Source organism: Sorangium sp. So ce367, assembly GCF_051520455.1.
Classification (GTDB): domain Bacteria; phylum Myxococcota_A; class Polyangia; order Polyangiales; family Polyangiaceae; genus Sorangium; species Sorangium cellulosum_B.
Genome location: NZ_CP150334.1, coordinates 154165 through 167112, shown reverse-complemented (window position 1 = coordinate 167112; position 12948 = coordinate 154165). Strand labels below are relative to the sequence as shown.

The 12948-nt window shown below is 71.1% G+C and carries 9 protein-coding genes; 2 read left to right on the top strand and 7 right to left on the bottom strand.

All coding sequences use genetic code 11. The features are described from left to right. The first annotated feature begins 133 nt into the window (after positions 1-133). Positions 134-547 (top strand): PilZ domain-containing protein, encoded by a 414-nt coding sequence (locus WME97_RS00645; protein WP_437548603.1) that lies wholly within the window; start codon positions 134-136, stop codon positions 545-547. A gap of 64 nt (positions 548-611) precedes the next feature. Here the strand turns inward: WME97_RS00645 and WME97_RS00640 are convergent, their stop codons facing one another. The 7 genes from WME97_RS00640 to WME97_RS00610 all read right to left on the bottom strand — a co-directional run bounded on the left by WME97_RS00640 (position 612) and on the right by WME97_RS00610 (position 10782). Then, a complete protein-coding gene (locus WME97_RS00640) occupies positions 612-1310 on the bottom strand; it encodes an acetoacetate decarboxylase family protein (RefSeq protein WP_437548601.1) in 699 nt (232 codons plus the stop codon). A gap of 32 nt (positions 1311-1342) precedes the next feature. Next, positions 1343-3004, bottom strand: a complete 1662-nt coding sequence (locus tag WME97_RS00635; protein ID WP_437548599.1) for an amidase — start codon at positions 3002-3004, stop codon at positions 1343-1345. 162 nt (positions 3005-3166) lie between these two features. Then, the gene (locus tag WME97_RS00630) at positions 3167-4462 is read right to left on the bottom strand and encodes a hypothetical protein (RefSeq protein ID WP_437548597.1); all 1296 of its coding nucleotides are present in this window, start codon (positions 4460-4462) and stop codon (positions 3167-3169) included. Between the two features lie 102 nt (positions 4463-4564). Next, positions 4565-5836 carry a hypothetical protein gene (locus WME97_RS00625; RefSeq protein ID WP_437555676.1) on the bottom strand — a complete coding sequence of 424 codons (1272 nt, stop codon included), beginning with the start codon at positions 5834-5836 and terminating at the stop codon, positions 4565-4567. After that, positions 5836-9396 carry an RHS repeat-associated core domain-containing protein gene (locus WME97_RS00620; RefSeq protein ID WP_437548595.1) on the bottom strand — a complete coding sequence of 1187 codons (3561 nt, stop codon included), beginning with the start codon at positions 9394-9396 and terminating at the stop codon, positions 5836-5838. Before WME97_RS00620 ends, WME97_RS00625 begins: the two co-directional genes overlap by 1 nt. After that, complete coding sequence (locus WME97_RS00615; protein ID WP_437548593.1) at positions 9390-9923, bottom strand: DUF6531 domain-containing protein; 534 nt, start codon at positions 9921-9923, stop codon at positions 9390-9392. The genes WME97_RS00620 and WME97_RS00615 overlap by 7 nt, the downstream gene beginning before the upstream one ends. A gap of 280 nt (positions 9924-10203) precedes the next feature. Next, on the bottom strand, positions 10204-10782 hold the full coding sequence (locus WME97_RS00610) for a Uma2 family endonuclease (RefSeq protein WP_437548591.1): 579 nt from the start codon (positions 10780-10782) through the stop codon (positions 10204-10206). A gap of 387 nt (positions 10783-11169) precedes the next feature. Here WME97_RS00610 and WME97_RS00605 point away from each other — a divergent pair, with 387 nt between their 5' ends. Beyond that, positions 11170-12828 (top strand): DUF2169 family type VI secretion system accessory protein, encoded by a 1659-nt coding sequence (locus WME97_RS00605; RefSeq protein WP_437548589.1) that lies wholly within the window; start codon positions 11170-11172, stop codon positions 12826-12828. Positions 12829-12948 lie beyond the last annotated feature (120 nt).

Below are 12948 nucleotides of genomic sequence, written 5' to 3'. Positions count from 1 at the left end.
CGAGATCCCCCACCCGCTCCTCTACCTGCTACCTGCGTTCGCCCTCGCCCCCTGCAGCGCTGGGCGCCAGCGTGTAAGTTTCTTGTCCACCTGTAGGCGTCCTCCGTAGCGTACCGCGCCAAGGAGAACGACCATGGAGATGCTGCTCGCCAGCGAGCGCCGCGCCACGCGCCGCGCTGCGATCGTGGAGTGCCAGGCCGTGCGCGAGCGGGGCTTCCGGCTGCTCGGGACCCGGGCGATCGACCTGTCGATCGACGGCATGCTCGTGCTGACGAGCGCCCGCCCGCTCACGGGTGAGCCGGTGATCGTCTCGTTCCGGATCCCGGACACGAGCGTCTGGATCGACGCGACGGCGACGATCGCGCGCACGCTCCACGGCCGGCGCCTGGGCGACCCGGGGCGCGCCGTGGGCCTGCGCTTCGACCCGCTCGACAGGGCGTCGAGCCGGCGCCTCCGCGCGGCGCTCGAGCATTTCCCGCCGACGTACCCCTACCGCGCGCAGCGCGTCGACTACGCGGCGACGGCCGCGATGATCGCGCTCGGCTGATCTGCGCGCCCGAGCGACCGAGCCGCCCTGACGCCGCTGCGGGGCAGCTCCCCGCGGTGAGAGATCAGAGCGAGCGAGGGGGCTCGACGTCGGCGACCGGGAACTCGGCCTTGAAGCCGGACAGCCGGACGGCGAACACCACACGACCCTCGTCGACGCGCGGCATGCGCGCCGGATCGACGCGCGCCTCGAGCAAGCGCGCGTGGCGGGCGCTCCCGCGCGCGGTCGGCGCGCAGAAGTAGTCGTGCCCGTCGCGGTGGTGCACCAGCCGGCGGAGGCGCGCGGGCACGAGCGCGCTCGTGGCGGGCAGGCTCGGGCCCGCGGCCGCGAAGCGCAGATCGGCGAAGACGTCGCCGCCCTGCGACGCCCGGAAGCGCTCGCTCCCGTCCGCCTCGCGCGCGATCTCGAAATCGGCGTGCTCCTTGGGGATACCCCAGTTGAGCTGCCCGTTCACCACGCTGTCCCACGAGCTGACGTAGATCTTGCTGATGGACCAGCAGAGGCCGCGGCGCGTGCGGAAGCGCCCGGGGATGAACAGGAGCTCGCGATAAGGCCCCACGTTCGACGACGTGTAGTCGAGCGCCATCAGCAGGCTGTAGCGCCCCTCGAAGCGGGGGCGGAGCGCCTCCGGGATGAAGCTCTGCTCCTGGAGCAGCCGCTCCGGGAGCTCGAGCATCACGATGGTCGCGTCGCCAGCCAGCGTCCACGGCGCTGGCGCTGGCTTCACGTCAGCAGGAGGATGATTTCCGGCGCTCTGGCTCATCACGACCTCTCCTCGGGCTCGATGGGATCTGGTTATTCGAGCAGATCGATCGCCCCCGGGGGGCGCCGCGCGCTCGCGAGCTCCGATCGCTCGAGGTGGGCGAGGACGGCGAGGACGGCCGCTTCGTCCCACGCGTCGCCGAGGATCTGCAGGCCGATGGGCAGGCGCTCGGCGTCGACGCCGACGGGCGCCGTGCCGGCGGGGAGGCCGGTGAGGTTGCCGAGGAAGGCGAAGCGGCACATGCCGTCGAGGGCGATGGGATCCAGGAAGGCGCGGCCTTCCTCGGCCTGCGCGTAGGGGGGCGCGGTGATCGCCGTCGTCGGGAGCGCGAGGACGTCGACGCCGGCGAGGGCGCGCGCCACCTCGCGCCGCATGCCCGCGCGCAGCCGCGCGGCGTCGATCTGCTCGAGCGCGGTGACGCCCGAGAGGAGGCTGAAGGTGACGCGCAGGTCCTCGCTGATGAGGTCGCGCTGCTCCCTCCAGGCGCGCTGGAACGCCGCGAGCGACTCGGGGCCGATGACGAGGTAGCCGATGGAGGCCGCGTGCCTGGCGAGGGGGATCTTCACGTTGACGAGGGTCGCGCCCTCGCGCTCGAGCGCGCGCAGCGCCCCCCAGCACACGCTCGCGACCGGGGTGGAGGCGTCGCGCCACTCCGCCTCGTCGACGCCGATGCGCAGGCCGCGCACGCCGGCGCCGAGGCGCGCGCCGAAGCCTCCGGGGGGCGGCGGGGGCGCCCATGCGGTGAGGTCGTCGTCGGGGTCGGGCTCGCTGGCGACGGCGTCGAGGAAGCGCGCGAGATCGGCCGTGCTGCTGGCGATCGGCCCGGCGTGGGCGACCGAGCCCTTGAAGCCGTCGCCGGCGCGGCTGACGCGGCCGAAGGTCGGCTTGATGCCGAAGACGCCGTTCAGCGCGGCGGGCGCCCGGATGGAGCCGCCGCCGTCGCCGCTGGCCGCGAGCGGCGCGAGCCCGAGCGCCACGCCGACGGCGGAGCCGGTGGAGGAGCCGCCCGCGGCGCGCTCCTTGTGGTGCGGGTTGTGGGGCATGCGCTGGTGGACGCTGTTGCCGATCGGCGACATGCCCCACTCGGTGAGCACGGTCTTGCAGAGGAACACGGCGCCCGCCTGCCGGAGCCGGGCGACCACGGCGGCGTCGCGCGGCGCGGGCGGCTGCGGGCCGCAGGGCGAGCCGAGCGTGGTCGGGAGGCCCTCGACGTCGAACTCGTCCTTGACGAGCAGGGGCACGCCGTCGAGCAGGCCGCGCGGCCGCCCCGCGGCGTGGCGCGCGGTCGCCCCTTCGGCGTCCCTGAGCGTCGCCTCGCGCGAGGTGGCGACGGCGATGTTCATGCACGGTCGCTCGGCGGCGAGCGCCTCGAGCGCCGAGAGCGCGCGCTCGGCGACGCGGAGCGGGGTGGTGGCGCCCTTGCGGTAGGCCGCCGCGTAGGCCACCGAGGGCCTGGGCCAGTCGCGGACGGGGGGCGCGCCGAGCCCGGCGTCCTCCCAGCGCCGCGGCGGCGCGGCCTGGAGGGGGCGCGCCTCTGCGGGGACGTCGTCGCGGAAGGCGTCCGGGAGCGAGGCGAGGCGATCGATGCCCAGGCTGCGCTTCATCACCTCCCGGAGCGCGGCGGAGGATCCGGGCGCCTCGGCGGCGAGGCGCGCCGCGGTGAGCGCGCGGCCGGTGAGTCGGGGGACCTTCATGCGGCGCAGCTTACTCGACGGGCTGGGCGGCGCGGCGCTCATGGTCAGGGTGCTCCGCGGGATCACGCCGTGGCTGCGTGTCGTCGGTGGCGGGATCGGTCGTCGTTCTCGTCGATCCGCGCGTGGGAGGGCCTGGGACGTCGGCCGCCGCGACCCCGGAGCTCAGGCGGACGAGGTGAGGGCGTCCCAGGCAAGCACCGACTCGGGGCGCAGCTCGCGCAGCCACGTCACTGCGCGCCCCTCGGACAGCCTCCGCTCGAACACCAGCGCCGCGTCGCCCGCGTAGAACGTGCCGGTCGAGTCGGTCGCCTCTTCCACCTCGTCCAGGCCGAGCGCCTGCGCGAGTTCACGACCGTGCGACGAGCGCGAGACATGAACCGGCACTTCCTTGGGATGTCCCCACAACGCAATGCGGGAGACGAAAGCGCGCACCGAGTCGCTCGTTCGCTCCCACTCGTCCCAGCCGAACCCATAGGCCCACATCCTGCCGTCCTCCGTCACGCATGCGAGGGTGTCGGGGTTGTCGATGTCTCGCGGACTCACCAGGATCGCGGGGCCGTCCGGCGTCTGCTGAAGCGGCCACTCGGCGACGCTCCCTTCGGCGAGGGCTCGATCGAGCATCTGGATCCCGCCGAAGCGCTGGATCCGGTCGACGCTGCGCAGACCACCGAACGAGCCCTCGGCTTCTGCGACCGTCCTGGCGAGCGCCTCGCTACCACCGTTCTCCAGCACCCACGAGGCGAGCCGCGCGGGGTCGCCGGGATCGTGCAGCCGGCACAGCCAGCGCGATGCCGCCTCTCTCACGCGGGGTGATAATGGAAGCGTCCTCGACGCTGGATCTACGGTTGCGCAGAGAAACCCGACCACGCTCTGCCGACATCGCTTATCTGGTGCCGCAAGCGGGAGATCCAGATGCCAGGCTTCGTTGTCCAGGGCTGCTCGCCCGGTCGCATCGATGAGATCGTCGCGAAACTCGATCCAGCCAGACTCCGGCGCGATAGGCGGCTTGTCGACCGCTCGCACCACCGGAAAGACGCACTGTAACCGCAAGGCCGCGCACTCTTCGAGCCAGGGCCGCAGGCTCGTCGCTGTGGGGCCCAGCACGCGCAAGAACACGTCGTCGCGCAGTGCGAGCACCCCATCGCAAACATGCCACACGAACCCGTGCAGGCGATACTGGCGGCTCGCCTGCCCGACCCGGCGAGCAACGCCCTTGACGAGAGCGTTCGTCTTGTCGAGCGCGGTGACCCGTCCCGTCTCGGGATAGAAGTTCCCGAGATCGACACGCGCGCGCAGCTCGAAGTTCGGAGCACGCCACGGCTCGAGCCTTTCCGCCACCTCGTTCAGCTGCGCCAGGGAGGCCGTGAGCTGCTTGGCCCCGCAGATGGATCGGAGCTGGGGGCTGAACGTACCTTTCGCGATGGTTCCGAGAAGGGGATGGCTGAATCGAGTTTTCACGTCGGCCCCCAATCGTCGTTCTCCCCGGTGCCTCCGAAGACATCCGGCGTCATTCCGGCCACGCGATTGCGGCGGTGCTCAATCTCTGCATCCGAGCCACCTCTACCTGAAGCGATCTGCGATGGCCAGCACCTCCGACACGCTGGAGACGCGGCGGGACATTCGCTGAATGCCGCACTCCTCAACGAGCCAGACGGCATCTCCGTCGACGAAGACCTGCGCTGCAGCGTCAGAGAGGTCTCCGCGGAGACTGAGTCCGTGGGGCAGCACCTCCTCCGAACGGCATGTGGCCTCCGATGCGTAACCGTTCTCGAGAAGGTAGACTTGGCGCTCGAACCAGCGCTCGACACTCGTGCCCACCAGGCGCAATTGCACATCGTCGTCGTCCGGCTCCTGCCACGAGGCCCACACGCCGCCCGTCTCGTCGACGTACAGGCTGGTGCGCACCGACGTGTTCTCAATCCAACCGATGAACCAGGCGCCATTGTAAGGATGGACTGGCTCAGACCAGATGCCCGGTGAAGTCCGTTCCCGGATCGCGCCTGCCGCCCATGGGGCAACGAGTGAAATTCCCCTCTGCCCGCGGAAGCCCCCCACGAGCTCGTCCACAGCGAAGACAGTACTGGTAAGCGCCTCCGATGCCCGGTATCGCTCGAGCTGGGCGCGCAGACCATCACGATTCTGCAGACCAGGCTGCCACTCTCCGAATGAGCTGGCGCCCGTGAGTCGGTCGGGATGACGCGGAACCGTGGCGATGCGCCCACCGGCCGTCATGTGGAATTGCGTCTCGAAAGCGCCGTCGAGCACTCCACGAATCCAGCAACCGGTCGCCGTCTCGTACAGCTCGAACGCCTCTGGGAAGTATCTATCCATGTGGTCCACCGACCCGAGCAGCGATCCATGCGGCGGAACGCCGGCCATTGAGCCGTACGAGTACCTCGCCGGCGCGGGCGAGAGGCCACGCGGCAGGGGATGTGCGAGCAAAGCTCGAAGCCGCTCGCTGGTCGCGCACGCCACCGTCAGCGCGTCGCACAGCAGCAGGACGATCGCTCCTTCGAACCAGAGCAATTGCTCCGAACGCCCGATCGAGCGAACTGCGCACGGCGGTCCCAGCGCGCCTTCGATCCACGCGGTCATGAGCGCTCCCTGCGCCCCGTGGTTGTGGCGCTCGCGGAGCACGAGCCCCTCGGAGACCAGCCGCGCTGCCTCGCGGAGGACAGTCCGATCGTCGACGGGCACCGGAGGTCGCGGCTCGAAGGGGTTCCCAGAGAGTGGAATGCGCACCGCCGCCCCGTCGGACAGGGCGAGTGAGCCCAGTGGTCCCAGATTCTCGAGCCCCGGGGCGCTCGGCAGATCGTCGCGGTCGGTGAACATCACAGGCGTGGCCTCCAGGACCCCGACGAGTTGTCGAATACGCCTGGATTGAGCCCCGCCACCGAGCCCGTCCCGCGGGCACGGCGGTACTCTTGCTCGTTCGCCGCCCTCATTGCAGGGTCGTTGATGTTCTGCGCGAGAGGCGAGGCGGGAAGCGTGATGGGTCCTGGCGCACCAGCCGGGTTCACGATGCGTGGTCCCTCTGGGTTCTGGAGCCCCCCCGGCACGTGGGTCGGATCTTTCGTCGAGACTCGACCCCCCGCCACCGCGGGTGCCTCGGGGCGCGGATCGGCGAGCGCCCAAAGCCGGGAGATCGTCTGCGAGCAGTTCGGGCACGCCGCGAGGTCCTTCGTTCCTGCGCGGCTCGAGATGCCGCCGATCTCTGACAGCGCCCTGCTAAGGTTCTGTCGTCCCTGCGGTGTGCCAGGATCGCAGCTCTGCCCGGGGTTGCGACCCTCCCAGTTTCGAAGGTGTGCCGACAGCGCCGCTGGCTCCGAGCAGGAGGCGGCGTCCGTGTCCCCGCCACGCGCGCTCCGAATCGGCAGCGCCGCCGCCACTGCGGGATGTAGGTCTGCCTCACGGGAGGACGTGCCCGTTCCAATCACATTGCCGCTGTGACCGGTAAGTGTCGTCACGCTCCGTGCCAAACCGTCGCGATCGATCCAGGCGAGCGGCTTCCCGTTCACGTACCCGTAAATCTCGAGCCCGCCGAGGAGCCCCAGCGGCTCCGGGCTCAGGTACGTAGCGCTCGCCGGATCGAAGTACCGCCACCGGTTGTAGTGGAGCCCCGTCTCCGGCTCGTACCAGTGCCCCGGGAACCGGACCAGCGTGGCAGCAGCGTCGCCCGCAATGACCCGACCGTACGCGTCGGTCTCGAAGACCTGGTCGACGCTCCCGTCAGCATTAACGAGCCCGAGCGGCACAGGCGCCCCGTCCCGGTGCACGAAGTACTTCCAGGCGCCCGGGCCCGCCTCGGTGTCGATCGCCTGCGCGATCGGCGCCGGCGAGCCCGGCGAGTACGCGTAGCGCCGGCGCTCCACCAGCGTGAGCGGCGCGGATGCGCCTGTGGCGCTCGCCTGGCGCTCCACCGTCTCCTCCAGGAGGTCCTCGCCATCCCAGCGGTAGCGGTGCCGCACCATCGCCGCGTCCCGCCGTAGCAACCGCTTCTCGATCCGCCGAGCGAACCCATCGTAGACGAACTCGAGGCGCATGCCGTCGGGCAGCGTCATGCCCGAGAGCAAGCCGAGCGCGCTCCATGCGTAGGTGGTCACCGCGGTGCCCTCGACCTTCTTCACGAGCCGGCCGCGCGCGTCGTACGTGAGGGCCGCGCCGTTGGTGGTCACGAGGCGGCCCCCGCTGAGGTGGGACTGCGCGCGGCCGTCGATCCATTGCACGTCGCCTCGCGGCGAGAGCACGTAGTCCTCGGTCCTGGCCCGTCCCTCATGCTGCTTCTGCGCGATTCGGCCGCGCGCGTCGTACAGGAAGGACTGCGCCCCACGATCGCGATCGGCGAGCACCTGGAGCTCGTCGGCAGGCGACCATCGGTAGTCGAACCGCAGGGTCTCCGGGCCGCCCAGGCCGCCGACCCATATGGGCTCGCCCGGGCGGATGACGGCGGTGCTGCCGCCGAAGACCGCCGAGCGGAGGACGTTGCCGTGCGCGTCCCTCGTGAGCTCGATACGGCCACCGCCGGCGAAGAAGCGCCCCGTCTCGCCGTCCTTCGGGTCGTACGCGAACCTCGCGATCGGCTGGTTCGCACCCCGGGTACCCGAGAGATCCGAGAAGACGAGCGCGGCGCATCGCCCGACGGCGTCGCGCGGGGCGGCGATCGCGAAAGCGCCGAGCGCTTCCACCTTCGTGCGATGCAGGCCGGCGTCGTAGACGTGCCGGAGCGATGTCGCGGACGAGGGATCGTCCTTCCGCTCCATGTCCTCGCGGATGCAACGCCCTCGCTCGTCGTACGTATAGAGCGTGCAGACGGCCTCCGTCTCGAAGCGCAGGAGGCGCCCGCGCTCGTCGTACTCCAGCTTGTGGGATGTGTCGTCCGAGAAGGTGCGTGCGATCAGCCGATCGAGGTCGTCGTAGGCGAGCTCGACGAATTCGCCGTCATCGAAGGTGATCCTCGACAGCCGCCCGGCCTGGTCGTTCCTGTACCGCAGCAGGCGACCGTCGAAGGTGCGCTCGGAGAGGATCCGACCCTCGAGGTCCCGCTCGATGGTGTGCACGTCGCCCTCCTCGTTGACGATGCGTACCATGTCGAGCTCTCGATCGTAGGCGTACGAGACGCGCGTGCCGTCGCTCCGCTCGACCGCGATCACCTCGCGGAGGCCCGCGTAGATCAGCCGGAACCAGCGGCCATCCGCGTCGCGCTCGCCGGCGAAGCGGCCGGCCTCGTCGTAGGTCGTGACCGTGCGAGCGCCCAGCGGCGAGCGGTGCTCGACCACACGCCCCATCGCGTCGTAGATCCAGCGGTGGACCCCGCCCTTCTCGTCCCGCATCTCCACGAGTCGCCCGAGGAAATCGTAGCGGAGCGCCCGCGCGCCGCCGTCCGGCTCGACGATCCCGACGCGGTTGCAGAGCGCGTCGTACGTCATCGCCGTCTTGCCGCCGTCAGCGGTCTCGGCCTGGACAAGGCAGCCGCGCTCGTCGTAACGGAAGCTGGCGACGAGCCCCATCGCGTCGGAGAGGTAGATCAGGTTGCCGTTCGGATCGCGCGCGTGCTGCGTCTCCAGGCCCTCAGGACCGCGCGTCGTCACGACGTTGCCGCGATCATCGTACCGGTACTCCGTCACATGAGCGAGCGGGTCGACAACGCGGTACACGCCGTCGGCCTCACCCATCCGCCATATGCGCCTGAGGCCGTCGCGATACCCCACGAGCTCGCCTGCATCGTCGAACACATTCTCGTGCACCTGCCCCGCCCAGACGATCCGGTCCGCCTTTCCGAAAGCGTTGACCCCGATCCTCCGCAGGGCGCGCGAGGTGATGACGTTGCTCTCGTCCCCGCAGTACTCGACCTTCGCGTGCAGAAACCCCTTCGCGCGACTTCCGTCCGCCAGCACCTCGGGCACGCCCTCGGCCAGGAGCGCGCGTTCCTTGGGATCATTGCACCACGTCTCCACGCAGCGGCCGCGGTCATCGTAGCCGTAATGCACCTCGAGGCCCGTGGGCCAGCGCTCCAGCACGAGCCGATGGTCTGCGTCGTACGCGAAGATCATCGCGTGCCCCAAGGCGTCGCGCGCGACCACGAGATCTCCGCGTTCATCGTATTCGTACGTGCGGAAGGACGTCCAGGCGCCTCTCGAGGACGCGTTCTTCACCTCGAACGCGGCGATGCGGCCGTCGCGATGCCGCCGCACGCGGAGCAGGCGGCCCACGCTGTCGTTCACGAACTGGAGCGGACCGGTGCCGTTTTCGTAGAAGAGCCGTGCCTGGTTGCCGTTGTGATCGACGAGCGCGCTGAGGCGGAACTCGTTGTCGATGGCAAAGACGTCCTCGAAGACCCGCGTGATCCCGTCGTCGGCCTTGAGGAGATAGCCGTCGCGGGTGCGCGTCAGCAAGCCGACCGGGAGCTTCCGGTCTCTCCCTCCTCGGGGCAGCGGCCCTCGCACGCGAGCGCCGTCGCGGTAACGACGCGCACCCTGCGGCGGCGGAGCTCGACGACGCGCCAGCCGAGCGAATGGTTCCAGCCATAGCCAAGGCCGTAGTCGAGGTCGCGCTGCGCAGAGTTATAGGCGCGCTCGATCACGAGCGGGAACGCTCCTGGCAGCGCCATGTCGGTGACGGCGAGGGTGTAGACGCGGCCCGTCACCGGATCGATGGGGTGCCCCGCGTGCGTTCCTCCACCGCCCCCATGCGTCGGGTTGGGGCAGCCGCCGCCGCTGCCCTGACCGCAGCTGCCGGCGTTGCGGCCGCCGCCCTGGGCGCCGTTGCCGCCGTTCTTGCCGCCCGCGCCCTGATCGCCGCCGGCGCCGTTGCCGCCCCGCCCGCCGCTGCCACCGCCGGCGCCGCCGCCGCCGAGGATGAAGACACCCGGGTTCATCCCAGGGATCGCGGGGATGTTGGGAACCGGAGCTGTGCGCGCCATGATGCGATGGTCGCCCAACGAACCACGGAGTCAATACCCGCTGCCACGCAGAAATGTGCTGGGATGGCGCAGCCCATGGTGGGTTGACGGAGCGTGGCGTCCCTGCACTCGACGCCTGAATCCGCGATGAGCTCGACGGGTGAGCGCGAGCCGAGGTTGCCTCGATAGAGGGCCGACGCTCGCATTCCAGAGGCGGAGGGGCAATCATGGCTCACGGGGCGTGCGCCGCCCGAGCGCTCGACCGCCAGGTTGTCACAACGTCCTGTCGATAGCGCCGTCCTCAGGCCTTCGGCTGGGCCGCAGCCTCGTACAGCTCGCGGACGTCGAGCCGGGCGCTGATCGACGCGAGGAGCGCGACGTCGCCATCCCGCGCGATGGCAGACGTGAAGTCGCCGTCGACGTCGCGAGTCCACACCTCCACGCTGCGCTCCCGGTGCGACACCAGGACGTACTGGCGCAAGGAGGCGAGGCTCTTGTAGTGCTCGAACTTGTCGCCTCGGTCGTACTCCTCGGTGCTGCGGCTCAACACCTCGACGATGAGCGTGGGGTTCGTCACGGCTTGCTCGTCCTGGGCGTCGCGCTCGATCGGCCCACACACGACCGTGACGTCGGGGTAGGTGGCGAGGCCTGTCGACGGCACACGCACGCGAAGATCGGCGTCGTAAGCACGGCATCGACCTCTGCGAAGCTCGGGGAAGAGGAGGCCGATGACCGCCGCAGCGAGCGCGGCATGCTCGGGCGTACCTCCCGCCATCGCGTAGATCTGGCCGTCCAGGTACTCGTGCTTGACGTTGCTGGACGCCTCGAGGGCCAGGTACTCGGCGTACGTGTAGTGGACGCGATGTGCCGGGGCCACCATGGCCGCGCAGTATGGCACAGCGCACGGCGTTCGCCGCGGGTAGCCGGCGCGCGGGCGCGGCCTCTGCGTCCGGCGCCGCAAGGCGGCGTCTCCGGCGCCCTCGATCGCGGCCGACCCGAACAGCTCACGAGCCCCGCGGAGCGGCGATTCAACGGCTCGCAGGCTCCGCTCGGTACGTCGATGACATCGAATATCGAGGACGCGCTCGCCAGAAGCGGAGCGGGGCGATCCTCTCGCCGATTGAACCGGTGATCGCTGCGCCGCGTGACGGCCACAACGGCTTGACAGCAGCGTCGGAGGGCGGGTCTCATCGCTGGTGGATCCATGGCGACGAGCAGCCCTCCGCATGTGAGCGCGACTCCGATCGGCGCTGCGACCGCCGCCGCCATGGCATGGAGGTTCAAGGGCAAGCTCTGGGTGACCGCGATGGTGAAAGCCACCTTCGGGTTCGCCAGCGACACGATGATGCAGCGCATCGCCCCGCAGGAGATCATCGGGGAGGAGGTCCATCACGGCGGGCTCCCCTCGCGGAGCATCCGGTTCACGACCGATCTGGTTCCTCGCCTGCTCAAGGCCGACGTGCTCTTCACGGGCCATGCGCACGCGCCGCACGGCCGCCCCGTCGAGGCGGCGCATGTTCGGCTGGGACTCTTCTCGGGCAGCTGGACGCTGCTGGACAAGACGCTGATGGTCCGTAAGCGGGGCGGCTTCGTGCGGCTCCCCGTCGATTACGAGCATGCTTTTGGCGGGATCGGCTTCCCGGACAACCCGTTCGGAGAGGGCCATCCGCAGGGCTCGGGCGAGCCGAACATCCTCGATCCGGCCGACGCGAGGCGCGTGGCCGGCTTCGGCCCGATCTCGAAGGTCAGCCCCGCCCGCCGGCGGCTCCTCGGGACGACCCCGCGCTCCCTGCTGGAGCGCGGTATCCGCGAGATCCCGGACGAGCTCAGCTGGGACTACTTCCAGGCGGCGCCGCCGGATCAGCGCACGCATTTCCTGCGCGGCGACGAGTGGATCGTGATGGACGGCCTGCACCCGAGCGCGGCGCGCATGCGCATGCGCCTGCCCGGCGCGCGCGGCTTCGCGCGCATCCACGGCCTTGCGGGCCTCGGCCTCGCCGAGCACCAGGAGCTCCCGCTGAGCGCCGACGTGCTGCGTATCGACGGCGACGAGCAGCGCTGCACGGTGACGTGGCGCGGCAGCTTCCCCGTGCCCTCGGAGGACGTGCTCCCGCGCATGCGCATCTTCGCCGGCGTCGAGCTCCCGGGCGAGCCGATCGCGTGGCCCGCTCCGGGCGCCGCGGTCAGCAGGGCCGGAGCGACGGCGCCCCGCGCGGGCGCGGCGGGCGACGAGGACGACGCTGCCCTCGAGTCGACCGTCGCGCTGTCCGCCGCGGCGAGCATGAGTCCCAGCGGGACGCTGGACATCGCGCCGAACAGGGCGCTCGCGGTCCCGGCGACGCTGCCGTTTCGTCCGGCCCCCGCAGGCGCCTCGCCGTCGTCGCCGAAACGGCCCGCGCCATCGCCGCCCGAGGCTCCGCTCGCCAGGTCGGGGACGATGCAGATGCCGAAGGACGTCGGCAGCCAAAGCGCCTCGCCGTCGCCGCCGAAACGGCCTGCGCCATCGCCACCGGAGGCTCCGCTCGCCAGGTCGGGGACGATGCAGATGCCGAAGGACGTCGACAGCCATGCGGCGCGCCAGCCGGCGACTCCCTTCACGGCCGAACCGCCACGCGCGCTGCCGGCCGGACCGCCGCGCGCGCCGCCGGCCGAGCCGCCCCCTGCGCTGGCGTCCGTGCCGAGCGCTCCCGCCGCCAGCGCGGCCGCGCCCGCGGTCCCCACGCCGGAGCCGGCGAGCCCCGCGGCCGCGCCCGCGGTCCCCACGCCGGAGCCGGCAAGCCCCGCGACCGCGGGGGGCACCTTCGCCTGGGCGACGCCGCCTCCCGAACCGCCGCCCCCGGAGCCGCCGCCCCCCGGAGCGCCGAAGCGCCCCGCGAAGCTCGATGTGCGGGCGCTCCTGTACGGCACCGGCAAGGGGCGAGGCTGACGCTCCGATGCCCGTGAGACCCCGAAGAGCGAGCCCCGGTGGCGCAGGGTGCCAGCAGCCCTCGTGCGGCCATCCCGGCGCCCCCGCGGCGCACACGCCCACGCGGCCTCTCCACCTTTC